The sequence below is a fragment of the Microbacterium sp. NPDC055455 genome, from assembly GCF_053619935.1.
Genome location: NZ_JBSHLB010000003.1, coordinates 350,684 through 373,536, shown reverse-complemented (window position 1 = coordinate 373,536; position 22,853 = coordinate 350,684). Strand labels below are relative to the sequence as shown.

The window sequence follows — 22,853 nt, the reverse complement described above, 5'->3', positions numbered from 1 at the left end:
CGCGCTATTGGCGCAGCGCCAGGCGGGCCCAGTCGGCGTCGAGCCTCGCGAGCGTGCGCTCGGGGTCGGCGCCGGTCACGATGCCCTGCATGTAGTTGTCGGTGGGGATGGTCAGCGGGATCGCCTTCGAGGCGCCCTGGTAGAACTGCGCGGCGTCGTAGTACTCCTTCATCCCGAGGATGCGCTCGTCGGTGACGGGGGCGGAGTCGGTCGTGGTGCCGTAGCCGAGGAAGGCCGCGTTGTACTCGTCCATGACCTCCTTCTGGAAGAGGTAGCTCAGGAAGTCCCGCGCGCCCTCCTTCTGGTCGGACGCCTCGGGGATCCACGCGGCGAGGTCGATGTTCACGCGCACCCTGTTGTCGGCGGGGTCGTCGGTCATCGGCAGCGGGAAGGTGCCGAGGTCCAGGTCGGGGTTGGTCTTGTCGATCTCGCCGAAGGCCCACGGCCCCTGCAGGTACATCGCCGCCTCCTCCTTGGCGAAGGCGAGGTTGCCGTCGCCGTAGCCGCGGCTGGCGGCATCCTCGTTGACGTAGTTCTCGGTGAGCTGCACCATCCGCTCGACCGGGTCCAGCATCGTCTTCTGGAACGACACGGGAGAGTTCGGACCGACCTCGGTGCCCAGCTCGTTCATCTGCTCGTAGAACTCGTCCACGTCGATCTCGCCGCCCACCGTGTAGTCGAACCACCCCTGCCCGACGGTCCACGGATCCTTGAAGGTGGCGTAGAACGGCGTGATCCCGGCGGCCTGGAGCGCGTCGCAGACGGCGATGAGCTCATCCCACGTGGTGGGCACTTCGAGCCCCTGCTCCTCGAAGATGCGCTTGTTGTAGATGACGGACGCCGCCATCACCGAGTACGGCAGCACGCTCGTGCGGCCGGGGTAGGTGGCGTACTGGTCGACGAGATCCTGCACCTCGGGCAGGATGCGGTCGGCCTCCGGCATGTCGCCGAGGTCGCTGAGGGCGCCGCGCTCCATGAAGCGCGCCATCTCCATGTTGTAGTTGAGCAGCCCGAGGTCGGGCGGGTTTCCGCGGAGGAACCCCGCCTGCAGGTTCGAGGAGGTGTCGAAGACGACTTCGACCTCGTCCTGGCCGGCGTTGTACTCCTTGATGAGGTCCCGGAAGTACGGGATGGCCTCGGGCTTGCTGAGGTGGAAGCGCACCTCGGCGGGGCCGGACGACGCGCCGGCGCACGCGGCCAGCGACGTGCCGAGGAGCGCGAGGGCGGCGACGGCCGCGCAGGCGCGGCGGACGGTGACGGATGCTGCAGGCACGACGTTGTCCTTTTCCGTGAGGTCGGAGCCACTTTGCTTCGATGAGTAGATTTAGGCATCGAATCAAGTTGTTGTGGACCATAATGCAGAAGGAACCCGCGAAAGGTCAACCCCTTGACGTCACAACCGCTGCTGACTGCCACGACGCTCCGCCGCGCGAGCCTCGACGCGGTGCTCGGGTTCGCCTGGGATGCCGAGGCGTTCACCGCATCCGACGTGATCGAGAGCGTCGGCCTGACCCGGTCGACCGCCATCGACGTCATCGGCGAGCTCGTGGAGCGCGGGCTGCTGGCCGAGCTCCCCAATGCGCGCGCGGCGGGGGACTACCGCAAGGGGCGGCCAGCCCGGCGGTTCGCGTTCCGCAGCGACGCTGGGTGCGTCATCGGCGTGGACGCGGGACGCGCCCATCTCACGGCGACCGTGGCCGACCTGCGCGGGGAAGCGCATACGGTGCGCCGTCTCGAGGTGGGTCCGGACGAGGACTCGCCCGACGGCCGGCGGCGCGATGCCGCGCGCGTCGTGGACGAGGCGCTGGCGGCGGCGGGGATGGGGCGATCCGCCGTCGCAGCCCTGTGCGTAGGCGTGCCGGCGCCGGTGGATCGCGACGGCGCCTCACCGCCGCATCGGGACGACTTCTGGCGGCGCATGAACCCCGACTTCGCCGGCCTCTTCGGTGCGTGGGCTCCGCTCGTGCGCGTGGAGAACGACGCGTCCCTCGCCGCGGTGGCCGAGCGCGCGGTGGGTGCGGCCGTCGGGTACGACGACTTCGTCACGCTCCTTGCCGGCGAGCGTCTCGGTGCCGGTGTCTGGGTGGACGGCCGGCCGCTCCGCGGTGCGCACGGCGGGGCGGCCGAGATGGTGGCGTTCGATCATGTCGCCGGCGTCGAGGGCGCGTGGGGTCTCGGCTATCGCGCGGCCGACCTGGCCCGGCGTGCGCTGGCCGACGGCTCGGTGACCGCCACGAGCGGGCTGCGGAAGCTGCCGGACGACAGGATCGACGGCAAGACGGTGCTCGCGCTCGCCGCGGAGGGTGACGACGCGGCGCTCGCCGTCGCCCGTCAGGTGGGCGAGACGCTCGCCGTCGTGGCCGGCGTGCTCGGCAGCTTCTTCGACTCGCGTCGCATCATCGTCTCCGGGGCCGTCGCGCCGGGGGCGGCGCCGGTGATCGAGGCCGCCCGCGCCGCGCTGCCCCGAGAGCTCGACCTGCCGGTCCCCGAGATCGTCGCGTCGACGCTGGGCGCGGACATCGTGTCGCTGGGAGCGGTCCGCGCCGCCGTCGAATCGGCGCGCGAGCGAGCCCTCGACCTTCCCGCGTTCGCGGTGGCGGCGGCCTGACCGGTCAGCCGCCCGCCGCGGCGCTTCACGCTCCGGTCGCCGAGTCGGGCGTCAGGCGCGACCAGTCGGTGACGACGCGCGCAGGCTGCACGGCGGCCCAGCCCGGCAGCTGGTCGGCGTAGTGCGGGGACTGCGGGTCTCCCGACGCGCCGAACGGCACGCTCCACAGGCTCCGCTCCCGGTCCGCGAGGTCCCAGGCCCATCGCGCCACCGAGCCGCGCCAGCCGCGATGGGTCACGCCCGGCGTCGACCCCGTGCACCGCACCGTCTCCGCGTCCCCCGAAAGCTCCACTGCGAGCCCGGCATCCGGGGCGTCGACGCCGGGAACGGCGGAGAGCACGTGCGCCGGGAGAAGTCGGTGCGGCTCGCCCCATGCCGGGGCGACGGATGCCTCCTCCCACGCCTCGGTCACGATCGCCGGCATCTCACCGGCGAGGGCGGGGTGGTCGAGCAGTCGCGGCAGCGCGGCGGCGACCTGGACGTCCCGACCGATCCACGCGTCGAACACGCGGCCGAACGGGTGCGGCGCGCGGAGCGCCGCCAGCGCGGAATGCGCCGCGACGCGGCGTGCGACGCCGGCGCGCCAGGCCGCGTACCGGCCGGCGGGGACGGAGGAGGCATCCATCCGCCCGTCCCATGCCCGCAACATCTCGAGCGCCGCCGACGCGCGGGGCGAGAGGTCGGGCGGACGGAACGCGGCCAGGAGCGCGGCCGCCAGCGAGCCGCCCGCGGTGTCGCCCCAGACCGCTGCGAACTCGTCCGCCGTGCGCGGCCGCCGCTCCTCCAGGAGTCGCCGGATGCGCGACGCCCGATGCGGCGGCGGGTACGCCCACCCCAGGTCGACGTCGGAGCGGGCGGGGCGTTCGTTGGCGTCGACCGCGCTGTCGGTCACGCGCACCACCGGGGCCGGCGGCCGGTTCGGCGCCGGACGGGCGGTGGCGCCGTCGAGCGCGCGGCGCCGCTCGCCGCGCGCCCGGTCGGGGGTCACGCCGACCGTGGCGGACAGCACCGTCCCCGTCCGGTCGGCAGCGAGGACCCGGTTCACCGGGTCGACCCACGACGAGAAGGCGGCCATCACGTCGTCCGCGCTGCGGGAGCGCAGGAGGCCGAGCAGCGCCGAGGCGCCGACGTCTGCACCCGCCCGCGCGGGCATGTGCACACTCCATCCGACGAGCTCGCCGTCGCGCTCGCACACGTCCGACACGATCGTGCCGCGCTCCGTCTCGATCGCCTCGACCTCGACGTCGGCGCCGCCGCGCACCCGCACGAGCGAACGCTGCACGTCCGCCGTGCGCCAGCCGTCCGGGCCGAGCGACTCCCAGCCGTCCGCCGTCCGGCGCAGATGTTCGCGGAACACGTCCACGCTGTGGGCCATCGCGTTGGTCACGCCCCAGGCGGCGTCGCCGGTGTGGCCGAAGTGCTGCACGCCCGGCACTCCGGGGAAGGTCAGGCCGACGACGTCGAACTCGTCGCAGGCGAGCCGCACCTGCTGGTACACGCCGGGCAGCTCGAACGTGCGGTGCGGGTCGCCGGCGAGGAGCGGCATCCCGCTGCCGGTCCTCGCGCCGTGGAGCGCCCACGCATTGCTTCCCGAGGTGGACACCGCCTCCTCGCCGAGGTCTCCGTAGCCGGCGAAGACATCGACCCACTCCTCTCCGAGGGTCGCCGCGACGTGCTCGCGCGACAGCAGCACCGGCAGCGGCGAGAACAGCGCATGAGCGGCGTGCAGCACGCCGAGCGGATCGTGGTCCTCCCACGGCTCGAGGGGGCGGGCGTCGGTGAACGCCTCGTCGAGGCTGCGGAACTCGGCCGCCGCACCGCCCGTCGTCGCCATCCCGCGCCGGACGCCGGAGGCGTACCGGCGGACGAACTCGGCGCTGTCGGGATCGAGCCGCGCGTACGCGCGGCGGGCGGTGTCGTCCAGGCGCGCACGCCGCGCGAACACGTCCCACGCGATCCCCGCCTCCCCGATCAGTTCGGACAGCCTGCCGGACGCGCGCAGACGCGCCACCTCGATCTGCCAACCGCGGTCGCGCGCGGTCACCTCGCCCTGGGCCTCGGCCAGGTCGCCGACGTCGCGCGCGCGGATGTGGGGGATGCCGAGGGCGTCGCGGAAGACCTCTGCCATCACGTCAGACTCGCACAGCCGCGGAGGTCCTCGGCGCTCGCGGGCCGATCTCTCCCAGGGGCGCGGCGCCGCTGGGGCGCGTTAGCATCGGCACCGACGGAACGTGCGTGAGGAGAGCAAGGCGTATGAGCCTGGACGAGATCGACCCCACCCGTGCGCCCTCGGGCGAGGGCTGCGCCGACTGCGACGCCGTCGGCGGCTGGTGGGTGCACCTGCGGCGGTGCGCGGTGTGCGGCGGGATCCGATGCTGCGACACCTCGCCGGCGCAGCACGCGACGGCGCACTTCCGTTCCACCGGGCATCGCTACGTCCGCAGCTTCGAGCCGGGGGAGAGCTGGTTCTGGGACTATGTCGCCGGGGACTACGTCGACGGGCCCCCGCTCGCCCCGCCCGAGGCTCGCCCGCTGACCCAGCCGACGCCCGGACCGGCGGGCAGGGTGCCGGCCGACTGGCGCACGCTGATCCACTGACGATCGAGGGGTTCATTACATGGGTGGTTCGAGCATGACGCAGGCCGATCTCGAGCGGATGATGAAGCCGCCCCTCACCGATGCGCAGTGGAGCCGCCTGCTCGCGTTCGGCGAGCCGCAGGAGGTCGCCGAGGGCGAGTACCTGTTCGAGGCGGGCGACCTCGACTACGACCTGATCCTCGTCGACTCCGGCGAGATCGAGCTCGTGCGCGTCTCCTTCGGGTGGGTCGGCGAGACGCCGATCGGCCGGATGGGGCCGCGCAGCTTCGTCGGCGAGCTGGGCCTGCTCAACGGCCAGGGCGCGTTCCTGTCGGCGCGGGCGTCGGTCGCGGGACGGATGCTGCGGGTCAGCCGCGCCCGGCTGCGCCTGCTGATGGCCGAGGACGACGAGCTGTGCGACATCGTGCTGCACGCGCTGTGGGCGCGGCGCGAGATGCTGCGTCGCGGGCCGGCGGCCCTCACGCTGAAGCTCGTCGGCCCCCGCTCGTCGCGAGAGTTCATGACGCTTCGCCGGTTCGCCGAGCGCGTGGACCTCGTCCATACCGCGATCGAGCTGCCGCCCGGCGACCTCGGACCGCTCGGCGAGCACGGCATCACGCTCGACGACCTCCCGGTGGCCTTCATCCAGGGCGAGCCGATGGCGCGGGCCACTCCGGGCGCCGTCGCCGAGCGCCTCGGGCTCAGCTATCAGGCCCGCGCCGACGAGGTCGTCGACCTGGTGGTGATCGGCGGCGGGCCGGCGGGCCTGGCCGCGGCCATCTACGGGGCATCCGAGGGCCTCAGCACCGTGCTGCTGGACGCCGTCGCCCCCGGCGGCCAGGCGGCGGCGACCTCGCGTATCGAGAACTTCCTCGGGTTCCCGTTCGGTGTGAGCGGCGGCGACCTCATCGGTCAGGCGTCCCTCCAGGCGCTGAAGTTCGGCGTCCGCGTGTACGCGCCCTGCGAGGCCGTCGACCTCCGCCCCGCGGGCGACGACCTCGACATCACCCTCACCGACGGCCGGGTCATCCGCGCCCGTACTGCGATCGTCACCTCGGGCGCGGCGTATCGCACGCTCGACCTCGACCGCTGGAGCGAGTTCGAGGGCGCGGGCATCTACTACGCCGCGACTCCGCTCGAGCTGCGCCAGGTGTTCGAGTCGCCCGTCGTGGTGGTCGGCGGCGCGAACTCCGCCGGCCAGGCGTCGCTCTACCTCGCCGCCAACGGCTGCCCGGTGCATCTCGTGGTGCGGGGGTCGGACCTCGGCACGCGCATGTCGTCGTACCTGGTGGACCGGCTCCTCGAGGAGCCACGGGTCGACGTGCACACCCGGTCGCGGGTCGTCGGGCTCGACGGCTCGTCGTCTCTCGAGCGCGTGCGCATCGACTCCATCGGCGACGTCGAGGCGAGGGGACTGTTCTGCTTCATCGGCGCCGAGCCGGCGACGTCGTGGCTCGCGGACCTCGACCGCGACGCCGACGGATTCCTCCGCACCGGCACCGACGTGTCGGTGCAGTCCCTCGAACGCTGGCAGGGCCTCGGCCGCGAACCGCTGCCGTTCGAGACGTCCGTTCCGCGCGTGTTCGCCGCCGGCGACGTCCGCCGCGGATCGATGAAGCGCGTGGCCGCCGCGGTCGGCGAGGGATCCAGCGCCGTCGCGTCCGTGCACCGGGCGCTCGCGGACCTGCGCTGAGCCCGCGCGAGGGGTTCTCGCGGTACCTGTCACGCGAGGGACTCCCCGGGGCAGGCTGAACGGAGTGGGATGGAGGATGCCGCCGGCGAGCGCTCCGCGGCACAAGGAGGATTCATGCACACCAGGAAGCTCGGCCAGGGCCTGGAGGTCTCGGCGGTCGGCATCGGCGCCATGGGCATGTCGATGAGCTACGGCCCGAACCCCGGCGACCGCGACGACATGATCGGGGTCCTCCGCCACGCAGTGGATCACGGCGTCACCTTCATCGACACCGCCGAGGTCTACGGACCCTACGACAACGAGGTGCTGGTCGGTGAAGCGATCGCGCCCATCCGCGAGCAGGTCGTCGTCGCGACGAAGTTCGGGTGGGACATCGTCGACGGCAGGATGGTCGGCACCGACTCGCGGCCCGAGCAGATCCGCCGCGTCGCCGACGCATCGCTGCAGCGGCTCGGCGTCGAGGCGATCGATCTCTTCTATCAGCACCGCGTCGACCCCGACGTGCCCATCGAGGACGTCGCCGGCGCGGTCGGCGAGCTGGTCGCAGCGGGCAAGGTGAAGCACTTCGGCCTCTCCGAAGCCGGCGCTGCGACCATCCGGCGTGCGCACGCGGCGTTCCCGGTCACCGCCGTCCAGAGCGAGTACTCGCTGTGGACCCGCGACCCCGAGGCCGAGGTGCTGCCGGCGTGCGTCGAGCTCGGCATCGGCTTCGTGCCCTTCAGCCCGCTCGGCAAGGGCTTCCTCACCGGCGACGTCGGGACGGACGCGACGTTCGGCGCCGACGAGATCCGCGGCCGGGTGCCGCGCTTCCAGCCCGACAACCTCCGCGCCAACCAGGCCGTCGTCGACGGGGTGCGCGGGGTCGCCGCGGCGCGCGGGGCGACGCCCGGCCAGGTGGCTCTCGCCTGGCTGCTGTCGCGGCATCCGTCCATCGTCCCGATCCCCGGCACACGCCGGCGCGAGCGCGTCGACGAGAACGCCGGGGCGACCGCCGTCGCGCTGTCGGCGGACGACATCTCGACCCTCGACGCGCTCGCCGCAGCCGTCGCGGGCAACCGCTACGACGACGCCGGCATGGCCATGGTCGGACTCTGAGGGGAACGGAAGCGAGACACATGAGCGCGAGCACACAGACACCGACAGCCGAGGACGCATCGTGACGGCGTGGGATGCCGCGGATCTCCGCCGCATCGGCGGCGCCACCGAGCTGCGCATCTCGTCGCGCCGGCCGGACGGGTCGCTGCGGCCGCCGGTGACGATCTGGCACGCAGCCGTCGGCGACGCGCTCTACGTTCGGTCCGCCCACGGCCCCGAGAACGGCTGGTTCCGACGCGCGCTGCGCGCGGGCGTCGGGCGGGTGGCGGCGGGCGGCGTGGAGAAGGACGTGACGTTCTCGCTCGCCGACCCCGCGGTGAGCGCCGAGCTGGATGCCGCGCTCCACGCGAAGTACGACCGCTACGGCGTCGCGTACGTCCGGCCGATCACCGGACCGGATGCCGCGGCCACGACGCTGGTGGTCATGCCCCTCTGACGCTCCCGGGGGCATCCGCTCCGGCGGCGGTCGCATCGGCTGCGGCGAATTCGGCGGCCTGCGTGGCGGCCCAGGACGCGAGGAGCTTCAGGGCGTCCGCGGAGGGCGAGTCGGCCGGGGCGGTGTACACGTTCAGCACCAGCCCGGGCTCGCTGGGGAGCTCCATGGATTCGTAGTTCAGATCGAGATCCCCGACCACCGGATGGTGCAGCCGCTTGAGGCCGCTGCGGTGGAACTTCACGTCGCGGGACGCCCACCGCTCGCGGAAGAGCTCGCTCTGCGTCGAGAGCTCCCCGACCAGCCGGATGAGTTCGGGGTCGTGCGGGCTGCGACCGGCCTCCATGCGGAGCATCGCCGCGGAGTCGTGCGTGATCTGGTCGTAGTCGCGCCAGAAGTCACGGGCCGCCGGATTGAGGTACGCGAAGCGCGTGGTGTTCACCGGCCGGCGTGGATCTTCGAAGACGGGTGAGTACAGCGCGCGGGCCAGGAGATTGGCGGCGAGGATGTCGTGCCGGCCGTTGCGCACCCACGCCGGTGCCTCGGTGAACGCGTCGAGCACCTGTCCCACGGCGGGCCGTACGACCGACGGCGCGCGGCGGGCCGACCTGCGGGCGGGCCCGGCGGCGCGCGCGAGATCGAACAGGTGCTGCCGCTCCGCCTCGTCGAGCTGGAGGGTGCGCGCCACGGCGTCCAGCACGCCTTCCGAGGCACCCGCGAGGTTGCCGCGCTCGAGGCGCACGTAGTAGTCGACCGAGACGCCGGCGAGCATCGCCACCTCTTCGCGGCGAAGGCCCGCGACCCGCCGGTTGCCGCCGTAGGCAGGCAGGCCCGCCTGCTCGGGCGTCAGCCGCGCGCGGCGCGAGCTCAGGAACTCCTTCACCTCCGCACGGATGTCAGCCATGCCTCCACGCTACGGGGCGGCGCACGGCGGTGACAGGCTCTGGCAGTGCCCGTCAGCCGAAGCCGTTCGAGATCTGCACCGTGATCAGCTGGTCGAAGCCGAGGGTCGTGCCGGCCGGCGGGTCGGTCGCGACCACGGTGTTGCCGGTCTGGGCCGAGTCGACATATTCGACGGCCACGTTGTCGAACCCGGCGTCACGCAGCGCGGACATGGCGAAGTCGACCGCCGACCCGGCGACGTCGGGGACCGTGCCCTCCGTGGGAGCCTGATCGGGCGGCGCGTCGTCCGACGGCGTGACCTGCGAACTGCCGGTGCCCGGGATCCACGGGACGTCCACCCCGAAGACGTTCTGCGCGACGAGCGAGGCGAAGAACGCGAACACGGCCACCGCCAGCACGGCGATGAGGGCCCAGAGCGCACGGACCGCGCCCGGTACGGGTTGGCTCGTGCCGCCGCCGTCAGGGGAAGGGCGGACGACCGGCGGCGACGGCGCCGGGGGAGTGACGTCGTGCGGAGGCGAGCCGCCGCCGGAGCCGCCGGAGCCGGCGCCGCCGCCGTCCGGGCGTGGGTCCGGCGGGGAGGGTGCAGGCGGGACGTCGTGTCCGGTCTCCTTCCCGACAGGGGCGGCGCCGTCGAACAGGCGCGTCTCCTTGCTTCGGAGGAACAGCACGGGTGTGCCGATCTCGGAGCTGCTGGCGGCGGCGTCGATCGCCCGGCGCGCCGGGCCGATCGCGGCGTCGATCGATGCGCCGTTGGCGATTCCCGTGTAAAGGCTCCGGCTGAACGCGATGGCAGCCGCGTCCGTGATCTCGAACTGCATGCCGACGACAGCGGGGATGTCGAACTCCAGCAGGCGCGTCGCGACTCCCGAGAACGGGTCGACGATCGAGGTGCGGGCGCCCTCGCAGGAATTGAGGACGACGAGTCGAAGGCTCCGCTCATCCTGGAGCATCGTTCCGAGTCGCTGGCCGCTGACGTCGTCCGCACGTCCCTGCGGCGTCTCGAGCACGAGGATGCCGGCGTCGGTCTTCTCGTCGTACGCCCCGTGCCCGATGTAGTGCAGCACGTGGACCTCGTCGGGCTGGGCGATCCGCTGCTCCAGCTCGGCGATCGTCGCCCGTTCCAGCCAGGTCAGCTCTGCGCGGCCGCTCCGCAGCAGCGGCCCGAGCGCCTCCTCGAGGTTGCGGCGCTCGCGTTCGGAGTCGAGCTGCGCGTAGCCGGACGGGTGGCTGATGATCCCGAGGATCCGCAGCGGTCCGGTGAGCGGCGGAGGCTTGTGCGCCGACGGCAGATCGAGGGTGCGCACGAGAGGGGTCCGCTCCGACTGCGCGATGAAACGCGGATGCCGGTACATCAGCTCCCACGGAAGCCGCATGAGCTCGGGGGCGCCCGAGAGGCGCAGGGTCAGCCGCATCCCTCTGTCATCCTTCGCATCCGCCCGCGACTGGGCCGCCTCGTAGAGCGCGCCGACGCGGTCGGTCATCACGGCGTCGAAGAGCCGTGCCCCGAACGCCCGCATCTCTTCGTCCCGGTCGGGGTTCGCGCTTCGGCTGCGGACGAGGCCGACGCGCTGCACGAAGGCGTGAAGCTCCTCGTCGGTGAAGGGACGCGAGAAGGTGCCCGTGGTGGCGGGGCCGTCGCTCGAGGTCACGACGACGCGGTAGGTCCCCTCCTGCTCGCGGTCGAAGCGCAGCTCGAGGTCGTCGAACGTCAGGCGCGACGCGGTCATCGTCTCTCCCCGTCCGTGGGGCGGATACCCGAATGATGCACCCTCGGCGGGGTCGGCACCAGAGGGCCTCACGCCGCGGCCGCGGGCGTCGTCACCACCCGCTGCGCGTCGGGGTGTGGCCTTCGCGGGCGTCGTCGGGCATCGCCATCTCGGCCCGCAGACCCAGCAGGCGGATAGGGCGCCCGGGCTCGATCTTCGCCACGAGCTCGAGCGCCCGCTCCACGACGACCGCCCGGTCGGACGTGGTGGGGATCTTCTTCGTGAACGTCTTCGTCAGGAAGGGCGCATAGCGCACCTTGAGCCCGAGGCCGACGACGGGTCGGTCGTCGCCGGCCACCTCGTCGAGCACCTGATCCAGCAGCCGGCGTGCGGCATCCTCGATCTCCTGCGGGTCGACGATATCGACCTGGAAGGTCGTCTCCTTGCTGTGTCCGCGCGCCACCCAGGGGGTGTCGTCCACCACCGCTGAGCCGTCACCGCGACCCAGCTGCCGGTACCACGGGCCCATCTTCGGCCCGAACTCGCCCGCCAGCGCGCCGGGGTCCGCGCCGGCGAGCTGGCGGACCGTCGTCACGCCCAGGAGCGCGAGCCGCTTCGACACCTTCGAGCCGACGCCCCACAGTGCGGCCGTCGGCTTGTCGCCCATGACCTCGAGCCAGTTCTCCGCCGTGAGCCGGAAGACGCCCCGCGGCTTGCCGAAGTCGGTCGCGTTCTTGGCCCGCACCAGGGTGTCGCCGATGCCGACGCTGCAGTGCAGTCGGGTGCGATCGAGCACCGCCGCCTGCACCCGTCGTGCATAGGCCTCGGGGTCGGTCGTCGTGACCCCCATGAACGCCTCATCCCAGCCGAGCACCTGCACCACCGCGCCGGGCTGTTCGCGGAGCGTCGCCATCACCTCGTCGGACGCGGCCAGGTAGGCCGGGGCATCGACGGGCAGGATGACCGCGTCCGGCACCTTGCGGGCGGCGATGCGCAGCGGCATCCCGGATCCGACCCCGTACTTCCGCGCCTCGTACGACGCCGTCGACACCACCGCCCGCTCGGCGGGGTCTCCGCGACCGCCGACGATCACGGGCTTGCCCGCCAGGGCGGGGTTGCGCAGCACTTCGACGGCGGCGATGAACTGATCGAGGTCGACGTGCAGCACCCAACGACCGCCCCTCGCGCCGTCGCTCATGACTCCGCCTCCGCAGACCCGCGCATGAGACGAGACTAGGCGGCGCGGCCGACAGCGTCTGCGGTCTCGCAGAGTCAGCCCAGTGTCGCGATGAGCCGTTCGGCGGCGGCGCGGGCGGTCGCGGTGCCCGTGGCCGCCGAGGCGATGTCGCTCAGGAAGACGTTGTGCAGGGCGATGCCGACGACGCCGTAAGCGACAGATGCGCAGGCGCCCGCCTCGGCGCCGGGATACTCCGCCGTCAACAGCACTTCCAGGGCCTGATGCGTGCCCTGGTAGGCAGATACGAGGAGTCCCGCGAGCACGGGGTCCGAGCGTGCGGCTTCCACGAATCCGAGCACGACGGCGTTCTCGTTGCCCGGCGCGGCGAACTCGGCGCTGAACAGGAAGTCGAGGGCGCCGGCGACGTCGCGCGTCCCGACAGGGAGGATCGACTCGCCCTCGGTGTCGTCGTAGTAGAACCGGCGGGCGCTCTCGCGCAGGAGCTCCTCGCGGTTGCCGACGAAGTGGCGGACGTGACCGCGAGACATCCCCGCCTCCTCGGCGATGCGCTCGAGGCTCGCGCCGGTGATGCCGTGCGCGGCGATGGTGCGGATCGTCGCGTCGACGATCTGCCGCGTGCGCTCCTCTGCGACGGACGGTCGGGCCATCGGAACCTCCATTTCGCCTCGGACACGATCCTAGTCGATTTATTGTCTAGTCAGACTTGACTAAGAACACCTGAATCCCTACCGTTGCTTCCATCAGCTCGAAGAGGAGTCACCCGTGCCGGAGATCGTGCATGTCGGACCAGCGCCCGTCAGCCCCGCCGCCCGCGAGAGCTGCGTGCGCATGCGCGACGGCGTGCGGCTCGCGACCGACGTGTACCTCCCGGGCGCACCCGCCGTCCCCGACCACAATCCCGGTGACACCGTTCTGATCCGGCTGCCCTATGACAAGAGCGGCGAGTACACGTTCATCCCGCTGATCGCCGAGTACTTCACGGCGCGCGGCTACCGCGTCGTCGCGCAGGACGTGCGCGGAAAGTTCCGCTCCGAGGGCGACGCGCTCCTGTTCGTGAACGAGGTCGACGACGGCTACGACACCATCGACTGGATCGTGCAGCAGCCCTGGTCGAACGGCCGCGTCGCGATGTGGGGCGACAGCTACTACGGCTATACGCAGTGGGCGGCGGTCGTGTCGCAGCATCCCGCGCTCAAGGCCATCGCGCCGCGCGTGACCGGCACGATGCTCGGTGAGCCCGTGCGCGTCGTGCCGGGGGAGCGCACCCGCCGCGTCGAGTGGGCGATCACCTACCTGTACCCCCTCACCTACTTCCACTCGCAGGATGCCTACTTCTGGGACCTCGACCCCTCGCGCCGGCCGTTCAGTGCGCAGGCCGAGGAGGTCGTCGCGCAGCTTGGCGCCCGCTCGCTCTCGTACGACCAGTGGTACCCACGTGCGGTGCATCTGCCGCGCTTCCCCCTGCAGAGCCCGTTCGACGCCCGCCCGGTGCCGACCCTCCACACGATCGGTTGGTGGGACAACTGCGCGCCGCTCTCTTGGGCCGACGTCGCCGAGATCGAGCAGCGACCGGCGTGGGCGCTCAACCACTTCCTGCGGATCGAGTCGATGGACCACGAGTCCTACTACCTCGACGACCCCGCCTCCGCGCGCACGGAGGAGCGCAGTGACGAGCAGATCCGTTCGGAGCTGGAACGGATGCTGCAGCCCGCGGTCGACTTCTTCGAGGTGTTCGTGCGGGGCCACGGCCAGGCATCCGACATCCCGCGGGTGAGCTGGAATCTCGCGGGTACGCCGGGGATGCGTCGAAGCGACACCTGGCCGCCCTCGGGCGCATCGGCACGCACGCTGTACGCCACGCCGGAAGGCGGTCTGTCGCCCGACATGCCGGATGGCTCCGCCGACCTCGAGTGGCTCCACGACCCCGACGACCTCGTGCCGTCGAGTGTGCCGAACGCCTTCGCCTTCCTGCTGTATGCGCCCGACGAGTCCGCGCTCGGCGCGCGGGCCGACGTGCTGTCGTTCACCACAGAGGTCTTCCAACGCGACGTCGACCTCGCGGGGCCGGTGCGGGTCGCGGCATCCGTGTCGTCCGACGGCCCCGTCATGGACGTCTTCGCCCGGCTGCTTGACGTGGCACCGTCCGGCAGTGCCCTGCGCATCGCCCGTGGTCAGGTGCATGTGACGGATGCCGGTGACCCGGCGCCCGTCGACATCGATCTCGGCCAGCTCGGGTATCGCGTGCGGGCGGGGCACCGACTGCGCCTGCTCGTGCACTCGAGCGACTTCCCCGAGTTCATCCCGCAGCCGGGGACGGGAGAGGAGCCGTGGGGCGCGGTCGGCACCGCGGTCAACCGGCAGCGCATCACGCTCGGCGGCGCGGAGCCGTTGCGCATCATCCTGTCCGTTCTGCCCGACGCGCATGCCGAGGAGGCCCGCTCATGAATGACCCCGTCCTGGAATTCGCCTTCGAGATCCGCGTCGACATCGAGCCGCACCTGCGGATCGGGCGCAGCGCCGACGAAGAGCTGACGTTCACTCCGATCTCGGGCGGCACGGTGGCAGGTCCGCTGCTGCGCGGTGAGGTTCTGCCGGGCGGGGGCGACTGGGCAGTCGAGCGCTCCGGCACGGCGCAGCTGGAAGCCCGCTATCTGCTGCGAGCGGACGACGGCGCCGTGATCGACATCCTCAACCGCGGCTACTACCGTGCGTCGGCCGACGTGATGGCCCGGGTCGAGTCCGGCGAGAACGTGCCGGAGGAGGAGTACTACTTCCGCACTGCGCCGGTGTTCCAGACGGATGCCGCACCCCACCGCTGGCTGGCCGAGCACCAGTTCATCGGGCTCGCGCGCGACGAGGACGGCCAGGTGTGCGTCCGGGTCTTCGTGGTGCGCTGATGCCCCACCGCCTTGATCGCGCCGACGACGTCGCGATCTGTGGTCCTGCGGGACCGACCCGAAAGGAAACGAGATGAGAATCCGAGGCAAGGCCGCCGCGGTCGCCGCAGCAGGCGCAGCGCTCGTGCTGCTGGCGGGATGCACCCCCCGCGACACCGAGGCGTCGCCGACCGGCGACGCGACCTCCGGCCCGATCGAGCTGGTCGACGCGCTTCCCGCGGCCACGACGGCGGTCGACGAGGTCACCTGGGCGCTCGTCGAGGGCGAGCCGCGCTCGCTCGTACCGGGCGCCGACTACAACTTCGTGCAGCCCAACCTCTGCGACAGCCTGTTGCGCGTGCAGCCCGACTTCACGGTCGAGGCCGGAATCGCCGAGAGTGCGGACTGGGTCGACCCTGTCACGTTCGTCATCGACATCCGGCCTGGGGTGACCTTCTGGGACGGCACCCCCGTGACGCCCGAAGACGTCGTCTACAGCCTCGAACGGCATCACTCCGACGTCACGTCGGCGTTCTACGGGGCCTTCGTCCTCGTCGCGCCCGACGGCATCGAGATCACGGGCGAGAACCAGGTGACGGTCCGCTTCGTCGCTCCCGACTCCACGTTCCGGGACGCCCTCTCGGGCGGCGCGGGGGCCGTGCTCAGCAAGGCCGTGAGCGAGGCCCAGGGCTCGGCGCTGGGCACCTCGGGAGGCGAGCTGATGTGCGCCGGCCCGTTCGAGCTGGAGAGCTGGACACCGGGACGTGAGATCGTGCTCACCGCCAACGAGGAGTACTGGGACGGCGCCCCGCTCGTGAAGCAGCTGACCTTCCGGTTCATCCCCGACGGCACCACCCTCACCAACGCGCTCCTGGAAGGCGAGGTCGACGGCGCGTTCAACGTCGCCCCGGGCAGCCGTGAGGCGTTCGCGTCCTCCGACACCGGGCGCCTGGTCATCGGTCCGTCCACCGCGTCGTTCTCGTTCGGCCCGACCCGCGAGTCCGGTGCCGGAGCGAACCCGATGATCCGTCAGGCACTCAGCCTCGCGATCGACCGCGAGCAGTACATCGCCACCGTGCTGCACGGGCTCGGCCAGCCCCAGAGCACGTTCGTCGCACCGTTCTCGTGGTCGGGCTCGCCCGCGGCGGCGGACTATCAGGACGGGTACGACGATCTCGAGGCGCCGCGCGTGGACCTCGATAGCGCGAAGAAGCTCGTCGAGGAATCCGGCGAAGACACCTCCGTGCCGCTGCGGATCGCGATCCCCGCAGGCAACAAGGAGCTGTCCCAGACTGCCGCCATCGTCCAGAGCGCCGCCGAGCAGATCGGCCTGACCGTCGAGATCGACGAGCGGCAGGCGGCCGACTTCGGCGCGATCTTCCTGCCCGATCCGGGGCCGCGCGAGAACATCGACTTCGTGGCGACGAGCGGCTACACCGAGACTCCGGGAGTGCTCACCTACCCGCAGCTGTTCGTGCTGCCGCCCGACCAGGGGGGCATCTTCAACTGGAGCGGCTACGCCGTGCCCGAGGTGGTCGCGGGGGTCCAGGCCGCCCGCACCACACCCGACCCCGTCGCGGCTGCGGAAGCCTACATCGCGGCGCAGGAGGTTTTCGCTCCTGATCAGCTGCAGGTGACCCTGGCAGGCTCGTACCACACGGCGTTCCTGAGCAACGAGCTCACCGGGATCGTGACGTCGGTGGCCGCCTACGCGAGCCCCTGGGCGCTGCGCCTCGGCGGCGAGTGACCGCCGTCAACGGGAACGGGAGGGGATGACGATGAACGCCAGCACGGTCAGACAGCTCGCCGGCAGGCTCGGCGGGCTCCTGCTGACGCTGTTCCTGTCGAGCATCGTCATCTTCTCGGCGGTGCTGCTCACGCCCGGCGACCCGGTCGTCGCGCTCGCCGGCGGCCTGCGGCCCACACCCGAGATGATCGCCGCCATCAAGGCCGAGCACCATCTCGACCAGCCGATCTGGATCCAGTACCTGTACTGGGTCGGCGGCGTGCTCACCGGAGACCTCGGCACCTCCTTCGTCTACAAGACGCCCGTGGTCGAGCTGATCGCTCCGCGCTTCGGCATCACGCTGATGCTCGTGCTGTACACGCTCGTGCTCATCGCGGTGTTCGGCGTCGGCTCCGGCATCCTGGCCGGCACGCGCGGAAAGGGAGCCGATCGCGCCGTGCTCGTCGCAACGTCGTTCGGGGTCGCGCTGCCGACGTTCGTCGTCGCGATCCTGCTGATCTGGGTGTTCGGCCGCGTGCTCGGCTGGTTCCCGGTGTACGGCGCCGGTGACGGCGGCGTGATCGACACGCTGCACCACCTCACGCTCCCGGCGATCTCGCTCGCTGTGCTCTACATCGCGTACCTCAGCCGCATCACCCGCGGCGCCGTCGTGGGTCAGCTGCACTCCGAGCACGTCGACACGGCAAGGGTGCGCGGCATCCCGCGTGCGCAGATCTTCCGGCGCCACGTGTTCCTCAACGCCTCGCCACAGATCCTCGCGATCTCGGGCGCGACGGTCGCGGGCCTGTTCGCCGCATCGGCGATCGCCGAGCAGGCGTTCGGGCTGGGCGGTCTGGGGTCCCTGTTCACCGAGGCCGCGGCACGCAAGGACCTGCCGGTCGTGCAGGTCGTCTCGCTGCTGCTGGTCATCCTGTTCGTCGTGCTCAACGCCGTGGCCGATGTCGCGATCGCGCTGATCGACCCCGACTCCGTCAAGCCTAGGAGGACCGCATGAGCGTCGCCCAGCTTGCCGGAGGCCGCGTCCCGACGTTCGCGCGTCGCCTCGCCGTGCGTGATCCCCTGGCCATCGCGGCCGGGGTCGTGATGATCGGCATCCTCGTCATGGCGCTGTTCGGCGCGTGGCTCGCGCCGTACGACCCGAATCAGCTCTACGTAGGCCCCGTATCCGGTCCGCCGTCGTCGGCCCACTGGATGGGAACCGACGACCTCGGGCGCGACATCCTGTCGCGCGTACTCGTGGGCGCCGGGCCCAGCGTGTTCGCACCGATCGCCGTGGTGGTCGCCGCCACGGCCCTCGGCACCGCGATCGCCATCGCGTCGGCGTGGTTCGGAGGGTGGGTAGACGGCGTCAGCTCGCGGCTCATCGAGGTGATCTTCGCGATCCCCGGCCTGGTTCTCGCCGTCCTGGCCGTGTCGATGTTCGGCAAGGGTCTCATCGCGCCGATCGTGGCGCTGTCGATCGCCTATATCCCGATCGTGGCGCGGCTCGTACGCGCCTCCGCGCGGCAGGAGCTCGCCAAGCCCTACATGGCGGCGCTGCGCATCCAGGGCGTCGGCTCCCTCGCGATCTGCTTCCGGCACCTCGTGCCGGCGCTCCTGCCCGCGGTGCTCGCCCAGTCGACCGTCGGCTTCGGCTACGCGATGCTCGACCTCGCCGCGATCTCGTTCCTGGGGCTCGGCGCGCAGCCGCCGTCGTCGGACTGGGGAGTGATGATCGCCGCCGGGCAGCCGTCGCTGCTCGTCGGCGCCCCGGAACAGTCGATGTTCCCCGCCGCGCTCGTCGTCGTGACGGTGCTCGCGGTCAACATCGTCGGTGGCCGAGTGACGGCCTGGGCCGAAGGGAGCGGCCGATGACCGCGTACGTCCTGGAGTTCGACCACGTCTCGGTGACGGCACCGGCCGCCGGCGCAGGCCGAGACGGCGATCAGCCGCGCACCCTCGTGCACGACTGCACGCTGGGCGTTCGCGCGGGCGAGGCGCTGGGCCTCGTCGGCGAGTCCGGCTCGGGCAAGACACTGTCGGTCCGGGCCGCCGCGGGTCTCCTCCCGGAGGGCTTCACCGTCGGCGGCGCCATCCGCATCGACGGGGAGGACATCTCGACCCTGCCGGCCAGGCGGCTTCGCGACATCCGCGCCCGCCGCCTCGGCATGGTCTTCCAGACGCCTCGCGCCCACCTCAACCCGCTGCGCACCATCGGCGACTTCATGACGGAGGCGCTCGTCGCGGTGGCGGGGGAGAAGGCGGATGCCGCGGACCGCCGGGCGCAGGACCTGCTCGCCGAGGTCGGCATCCCCGACCCCGCCCGCCGCATGAGGCAGCGCCCGGGAGATCTCTCGGGCGGGCTGCTGCAGCGTGTCATGATCGCCGCCACCCTCGCTATGGACCCGCCGATCCTCCTCGCCGACGAGATCACGACGGCGCTCGACGTAACCACGCAGGAGGAGGTGATGGCCGTGATCGCCGACCTCCGCAGGCACCGCGACCTCGCGCTGCTGTTCATCACCCACGATCTGGCACTCGCGGGTGCGGTGTGCGACCGGGTCGCGGTGATGCAGCACGGCCGCACCATCGAGACGCTGCGCGCGGCGACGATGCGGACGGATGCTGCCGACCCGTACACGAAGCGGCTGCTGTCGGCGACGCTGCCGGGCGCCCTGGTCGCCGCCGGCGGGTCGGCCGAGGATCAGGTGCTGACGGTCGCCGGACTGCGCAAGACGTTCCAGGTCCGCTCGCCCCGTGGCGGTCGGGAGGAGTTCGTCGCCGTCGACGGGGTCGGCTTCACCCTCGCGCGTGGCGGATCCCTCGGCATCGTCGGGGAATCGGGGTCCGGCAAGTCCACCACGGCTCGCATCATCTGCGGCCTCGAGACGGCCGATGCCGGCGAGGTCGTCGTCAAGGGCGAGGACTGGACGCGACCGGCGCGGCGGGCCGGCGACCGCCGAGCGCGGGCGCGTGTCGCGCAGATGGTGTTCCAGGACCCTTACCAGTCGCTCGATCCCCGCCAGACGGTGGGGCAGTGCCTGGCCGAGGCGATCGCCGTCCATCGACGCCGCGACCGGCGTTCGGACATCGACGCCGAGGTGGACCGCCTGCTGGCCTCGGTGAAGCTCGCACCCGACCTCGCCGGGCAGCGGCCCCGTTCCCTGTCGGGCGGACAGCGGCAGCGGGTGGCCATAGCCCGTGCGCTCGCGGCTGAGCCCGAGATCCTCGTGCTCGACGAGGCCGTGTCGGCGCTGGATGTCACCACCCGGGTCGAGATCCTGACGCTGCTCGACGGGATCCGCCGCCAGACCGGCGTCGCGCTGCTGATGATCTCGCACGACCTCACCACCGTGCGGCGCGTATGCGATCACGTCGTCGTCATGAAGTCGGGTGCGGTCATCGAGCAGGGCCCGATCGCCGACGTGCTCGACCGCCCGAGCGCCGAGTACACGCGTACGCTGTTGGACTCGATCCCGCGGAGCGGATGGGTGCCGCGCCGACGGCTGCCCGCGCGCACGTCCGCCCTGCCGACGGTGGCGACCAGGACCACCCGCATCATCACCCCCGGAGGAGAGAAATGACAGATCGACCGCTGTGGCAGCTCGGCCTTGGCGAACTCGCCGAGGCGGTCCGTTCGCGCGCCACGACCGCGAGTGCGGTGATCGACGCGCACCTCGAGCGCATCGAGGGGGTCAACCCGACCGTGAACGCGCTGACCGTCGTGTTCCACGATCGGGCTCGCGCACTCGCCGACCAGGTCGACGCCGCCTTGGACGCGGGTGACCCGGTGGGCCCGCTCGCGGGCGTGCCGTTCACGGTGAAGGAGAACATCGACCTCACATGGTCGGCGTCGACGAGCGGCTGGTCCTTCATGGCCGATGCCGTTCCCGGAGAGGACGCCACCATGGTCCGGCGTCTGCTCGAGGCGGGCGCCATCCCGATCGGGCGCGGCAACATGCCTGACTGGGGACTGCGCTGGGACACCGACAACGACCTCTTCGGCCGCACCCTGAACCCCTGGGACCCCTTCCGCGTGCCCGGTGGATCCAGTGGCGGCGATGCAGTGGCCGTGGCGACCGGCATGACGCCGCTCGGCCTCGGCAACGACTACGGTGGCTCCCTCCGGCTCCCCGCCTATGCCGCAGGAGTGTGCGCGCTGCGGCCGTCGGCCGGACGGATTCCGGCGCCGATGGCTGAGATCACCGAGCCGGTGTCGCTCTCGCTGCAGCTGTTCGCCGTGAACGGTCCGATCGCGCGCCGCGTGGACGACCTCGACATCGCGTTCTCACTCATGCACGGCGCCGATGGCCGCGATCCGATGGCGCTGACCGTCGAGCACCCCACCTCCTACGACGGCCCGCGACGCGTCGCCGTCGCGCGGGATCCGCTGGGCTGGGGCGTCGATCCGCGGGTCGCCGCCGCCGTCGGCCGGGCGGCCGACGCGCTCGCTGCGGCCGGCTGGGAGGTCGAGGAGATCGAGCCGCCGCTCATCGAGGAGGCGGCCGGACTCTGGCGCCGCATCTCGGTGAACGAGATGGTCGGCGCCTTCCTGCCGGGCGCGCTCCCGATGCCGCTGTCGGACGGCTCGACCCGGTACTTCCTCGACAACGCGCAAGAGACCGAGGTTCTGGGCTCCGCCGAGGAGTATGGCGGTGCCTGGGCCCGGCGGGCCGTGATCGCGGCGGCCTGGGAGAAGTTCCAGTCGCAGCACCCGATCGTGCTCGGTCCGGTCTCGGCACGGCGCATGCCCGAGGTCGGCTTCGACCTCTCCGGCCCCGCCGCGACCACCGAGCTGTGGCGCGACCACCGGCTGCTGGTGGCCGTGAACTTCCTCGGACTGCCGTCGGTGGCGGTGCCGACGGGGCTCGATGACGATGGCCTGCCGACGGGCGTGCAGCTCATCGGGCCGCGCAACGGCGATCATGTCGCGCTCGCCGCGGCTCGCGCGGTCGAGGCTGCACTCGGTACCGTCACACCCGTGGACGCGCGCGCCCGGACGGCCGTCGCGTGACCGCGTTCGAGCCGGGACTCGAGTTCGTCTTCGAGCTCCGCGTCGCGGTCGCCGACCCGATCAGGGTCGGGCGCACGGCCTCCGAGGATCTCAACGTCACGCCGATCGTCGGCGGCGAGATCACCGGACCGCGCCTGACCGGGCGCGTGCTCCCCGTGGGCGCCGACTGGTGGGTCACACGGGGAGCGACCACGCAGCTCGACGCACGCTATGTCATCGAGGCCGAGGACGGCGCCGCGATCGATGTCGTCAACCGCGGCTACTGGCACGCCGGCGAAGTCGTCGAGCGCCGGCTGCGAGCGGGAGAGCCTGTCGGCGAGGACGATCTCTACTACCGGACCGCCTTCGTCTTCCAGACGGGCGCCGAAGCGCACCGGTGGCTGACGGAGGGGCAGTTCGTCGGATACGCCCGCCCCGACCCCGGCCACGTCTGCATCCGCGTCTACCGGCTCCGCTGAGGCATCCGTCTGCGTACCTCCCCTCCGGCGCGGGAGTCAACCCCGTGCCGGATGCGGGCGGAGCTTCGTACGGTGGCTCTTCGCCAGACGAGAGGAGCCGTCATGTCCGACAACCTTCCCGACGACATCCCCCGCGCCGCCGACGGGGGCGCCGGAGCGCAGCCGTTGCGCGACCAGGACACGTCGATCGCGCCGGATCCGACCTTGGACCCGGCTCAGGCGGAGTGGGAGCGCACGAGCGGGCAGGCGCCCGACGACGTCTCCGAGGATCCGGTGACCGCCACGGGGGACGACCCCGCCCACCTGCCGTCGGCCGAGGACCAGGTGCCGCGCTTCGACATGCCCGTGGAGGACCTCCAGCCCGAGACGCAGGACCTGTCGCCCGAGATCGCCGAGCTCGGCGAGAGCGGACAGGGCGACCTGGCTCCCGAGGAGTACTAGGCCGCCGAGGTGCGGATCCTGCCACGCTGTCCGCGCGGGCCCGGGCGTGATCGTCGCTCCCCGCGGGCGGGAGAGAGGACAATGAGGCTCAGCCGGAACGCGTCCGGCATGACCCGATTCGA

Annotated in this window: 20 protein-coding genes; 14 read left to right on the top strand and 6 right to left on the bottom strand. The window is 71.9% G+C overall.

Going from position 1 to position 22,853, the window contains the following annotated elements:
• Window positions 1-4 precede the first annotated feature (4 nt).
• On the bottom strand, window positions 5-1,273 hold the full coding sequence (locus ACWGUG_RS11530) for an ABC transporter substrate-binding protein (protein ID WP_452324735.1): 1,269 nt from the start codon (window positions 1,271-1,273) through the stop codon (window positions 5-7).
• A gap of 114 nt (window positions 1,274-1,387) precedes the next feature.
• Between ACWGUG_RS11530 and ACWGUG_RS11525 the strand changes: the two genes are divergently transcribed.
• Window positions 1,388-2,608: an ROK family protein gene (locus tag ACWGUG_RS11525; RefSeq protein WP_452324734.1), complete on the top strand. Its 1,221-nt coding sequence runs from the start codon at window positions 1,388-1,390 to the stop codon at window positions 2,606-2,608.
• Window positions 2,609-2,633: 25 nt separating this feature from the next.
• On the opposite strand, the gene ACWGUG_RS11520 is transcribed toward ACWGUG_RS11525, so the two are convergent.
• Window positions 2,634-4,736, bottom strand: a complete 2,103-nt coding sequence (locus ACWGUG_RS11520; RefSeq protein WP_452324733.1) for a penicillin acylase family protein — start codon at window positions 4,734-4,736, stop codon at window positions 2,634-2,636.
• A gap of 125 nt (window positions 4,737-4,861) precedes the next feature.
• Here ACWGUG_RS11520 and ACWGUG_RS11515 point away from each other — a divergent pair, with 125 nt between their 5' ends.
• The 4 genes from ACWGUG_RS11515 (at window position 4,862) to ACWGUG_RS11500 (ending at window position 8,409) form a co-directional block, all read left to right on the top strand.
• The gene (locus ACWGUG_RS11515; protein WP_336394655.1) at window positions 4,862-5,206 is read left to right on the top strand and encodes a UBP-type zinc finger domain-containing protein; all 345 of its coding nucleotides are present in this window, start codon (window positions 4,862-4,864) and stop codon (window positions 5,204-5,206) included.
• A 34-nt stretch (window positions 5,207-5,240) separates the two neighbouring features.
• Complete coding sequence (locus tag ACWGUG_RS11510; protein ID WP_452324732.1) at window positions 5,241-6,878, top strand: FAD-dependent oxidoreductase; 1,638 nt, start codon at window positions 5,241-5,243, stop codon at window positions 6,876-6,878.
• A 114-nt stretch (window positions 6,879-6,992) separates the two neighbouring features.
• Complete coding sequence (locus tag ACWGUG_RS11505) at window positions 6,993-7,973, top strand: aldo/keto reductase (RefSeq protein WP_452324731.1); 981 nt, start codon at window positions 6,993-6,995, stop codon at window positions 7,971-7,973.
• Window positions 7,974-8,034: 61 nt separating this feature from the next.
• Entirely contained in the window at window positions 8,035-8,409 is a 375-nt protein-coding gene (locus ACWGUG_RS11500; protein WP_452324730.1) for a DUF2255 family protein, read from the top strand.
• Here the strand turns inward: ACWGUG_RS11500 and ACWGUG_RS11495 are convergent.
• From ACWGUG_RS11495 to ACWGUG_RS11480, 4 genes are all read right to left on the bottom strand, one after another.
• Window positions 8,396-9,310 carry a helix-turn-helix transcriptional regulator gene (locus tag ACWGUG_RS11495; RefSeq protein ID WP_452324729.1) on the bottom strand — a complete coding sequence of 305 codons (915 nt, stop codon included), beginning with the start codon at window positions 9,308-9,310 and terminating at the stop codon, window positions 8,396-8,398. The two genes, ACWGUG_RS11500 and ACWGUG_RS11495, sit on opposite strands and share 14 nt — an antisense overlap.
• 52 nt (window positions 9,311-9,362) lie before the next feature.
• A complete protein-coding gene (locus ACWGUG_RS11490; protein WP_452324728.1) occupies window positions 9,363-11,039 on the bottom strand; it encodes a CHAT domain-containing protein in 1,677 nt (558 codons plus the stop codon).
• A 91-nt stretch (window positions 11,040-11,130) separates the two neighbouring features.
• Window positions 11,131-12,216: a DNA polymerase IV gene (locus tag ACWGUG_RS11485; RefSeq protein ID WP_452324727.1), complete on the bottom strand. Its 1,086-nt coding sequence runs from the start codon at window positions 12,214-12,216 to the stop codon at window positions 11,131-11,133.
• 74 nt (window positions 12,217-12,290) lie between these two features.
• Complete coding sequence (locus ACWGUG_RS11480) at window positions 12,291-12,863, bottom strand: TetR/AcrR family transcriptional regulator (RefSeq protein ID WP_336394662.1); 573 nt, start codon at window positions 12,861-12,863, stop codon at window positions 12,291-12,293.
• 115 nt (window positions 12,864-12,978) lie between these two features.
• Between ACWGUG_RS11480 and ACWGUG_RS11475 the strand changes: the two genes are divergently transcribed.
• From ACWGUG_RS11475 to ACWGUG_RS11435, 9 genes are all read left to right on the top strand, one after another.
• Window positions 12,979-14,661: a CocE/NonD family hydrolase gene (locus ACWGUG_RS11475; protein ID WP_336394663.1), complete on the top strand. Its 1,683-nt coding sequence runs from the start codon at window positions 12,979-12,981 to the stop codon at window positions 14,659-14,661.
• Window positions 14,658-15,113, top strand: coding sequence for a DUF3237 domain-containing protein (locus ACWGUG_RS11470; protein ID WP_336394664.1), 456 nt, complete (start codon window positions 14,658-14,660; stop codon window positions 15,111-15,113). Before ACWGUG_RS11475 ends, ACWGUG_RS11470 begins: the two co-directional genes overlap by 4 nt.
• Before the next feature lie 73 nt (window positions 15,114-15,186).
• Entirely contained in the window at window positions 15,187-16,839 is a 1,653-nt protein-coding gene (locus ACWGUG_RS11465) for an ABC transporter substrate-binding protein (protein WP_336394665.1), read from the top strand.
• 31 nt (window positions 16,840-16,870) lie between these two features.
• Window positions 16,871-17,833, top strand: coding sequence for an ABC transporter permease (locus tag ACWGUG_RS11460; protein WP_452324726.1), 963 nt, complete (start codon window positions 16,871-16,873; stop codon window positions 17,831-17,833).
• On the top strand, window positions 17,830-18,693 hold the full coding sequence (locus ACWGUG_RS11455; RefSeq protein WP_336394667.1) for an ABC transporter permease: 864 nt from the start codon (window positions 17,830-17,832) through the stop codon (window positions 18,691-18,693). Before ACWGUG_RS11460 ends, ACWGUG_RS11455 begins: the two co-directional genes overlap by 4 nt.
• Window positions 18,690-20,402 carry an ABC transporter ATP-binding protein gene (gene nikE, locus ACWGUG_RS11450; RefSeq protein WP_336394668.1) on the top strand — a complete coding sequence of 571 codons (1,713 nt, stop codon included), beginning with the start codon at window positions 18,690-18,692 and terminating at the stop codon, window positions 20,400-20,402. Before ACWGUG_RS11455 ends, nikE begins: the two co-directional genes overlap by 4 nt.
• Window positions 20,399-21,832 carry an amidase gene (locus ACWGUG_RS11445; RefSeq protein ID WP_452324725.1) on the top strand — a complete coding sequence of 478 codons (1,434 nt, stop codon included), beginning with the start codon at window positions 20,399-20,401 and terminating at the stop codon, window positions 21,830-21,832. Before nikE ends, ACWGUG_RS11445 begins: the two co-directional genes overlap by 4 nt.
• Window positions 21,829-22,290: a DUF3237 domain-containing protein gene (locus ACWGUG_RS11440; RefSeq protein ID WP_336394670.1), complete on the top strand. Its 462-nt coding sequence runs from the start codon at window positions 21,829-21,831 to the stop codon at window positions 22,288-22,290. Before ACWGUG_RS11445 ends, ACWGUG_RS11440 begins: the two co-directional genes overlap by 4 nt.
• Window positions 22,291-22,392: 102 nt before the next feature.
• Window positions 22,393-22,731: a sugar ABC transporter ATPase gene (locus ACWGUG_RS11435; RefSeq protein WP_452324724.1), complete on the top strand. Its 339-nt coding sequence runs from the start codon at window positions 22,393-22,395 to the stop codon at window positions 22,729-22,731.
• The last annotated feature ends 122 nt before the right edge of the window (window positions 22,732-22,853 follow it).

Coding starts and splice junctions, on each gene's coding strand:
- ACWGUG_RS11460 (WP_452324726.1), top strand. CDS start 16,871: ATGAACGCCAGCACGGTCAGACAGCTCGCCGGCAGGCTCGGCGGGCTC.
- nikE (WP_336394668.1), top strand. CDS start 18,690: ATGACCGCGTACGTCCTGGAGTTCGACCACGTCTCGGTGACGGCACCG.
- ACWGUG_RS11495 (WP_452324729.1), bottom strand. CDS start 9,310: ATGGCTGACATCCGTGCGGAGGTGAAGGAGTTCCTGAGCTCGCGCCGC.
- ACWGUG_RS11465 (WP_336394665.1), top strand. CDS start 15,187: ATGAGAATCCGAGGCAAGGCCGCCGCGGTCGCCGCAGCAGGCGCAGCG.
- ACWGUG_RS11445 (WP_452324725.1), top strand. CDS start 20,399: ATGACAGATCGACCGCTGTGGCAGCTCGGCCTTGGCGAACTCGCCGAG.
- ACWGUG_RS11490 (WP_452324728.1), bottom strand. CDS start 11,039: ATGACCGCGTCGCGCCTGACGTTCGACGACCTCGAGCTGCGCTTCGAC.
- ACWGUG_RS11480 (WP_336394662.1), bottom strand. CDS start 12,863: ATGGCCCGACCGTCCGTCGCAGAGGAGCGCACGCGGCAGATCGTCGAC.
- ACWGUG_RS11505 (WP_452324731.1), top strand. CDS start 6,993: ATGCACACCAGGAAGCTCGGCCAGGGCCTGGAGGTCTCGGCGGTCGGC.
- ACWGUG_RS11510 (WP_452324732.1), top strand. CDS start 5,241: ATGACGCAGGCCGATCTCGAGCGGATGATGAAGCCGCCCCTCACCGAT.
- ACWGUG_RS11485 (WP_452324727.1), bottom strand. CDS start 12,216: ATGAGCGACGGCGCGAGGGGCGGTCGTTGGGTGCTGCACGTCGACCTC.
- ACWGUG_RS11520 (WP_452324733.1), bottom strand. CDS start 4,736: ATGGCAGAGGTCTTCCGCGACGCCCTCGGCATCCCCCACATCCGCGCG.
- ACWGUG_RS11455 (WP_336394667.1), top strand. CDS start 17,830: ATGAGCGTCGCCCAGCTTGCCGGAGGCCGCGTCCCGACGTTCGCGCGT.
- ACWGUG_RS11515 (WP_336394655.1), top strand. CDS start 4,862: ATGAGCCTGGACGAGATCGACCCCACCCGTGCGCCCTCGGGCGAGGGC.
- ACWGUG_RS11435 (WP_452324724.1), top strand. CDS start 22,393: ATGTCCGACAACCTTCCCGACGACATCCCCCGCGCCGCCGACGGGGGC.
- ACWGUG_RS11470 (WP_336394664.1), top strand. CDS start 14,658: ATGAATGACCCCGTCCTGGAATTCGCCTTCGAGATCCGCGTCGACATC.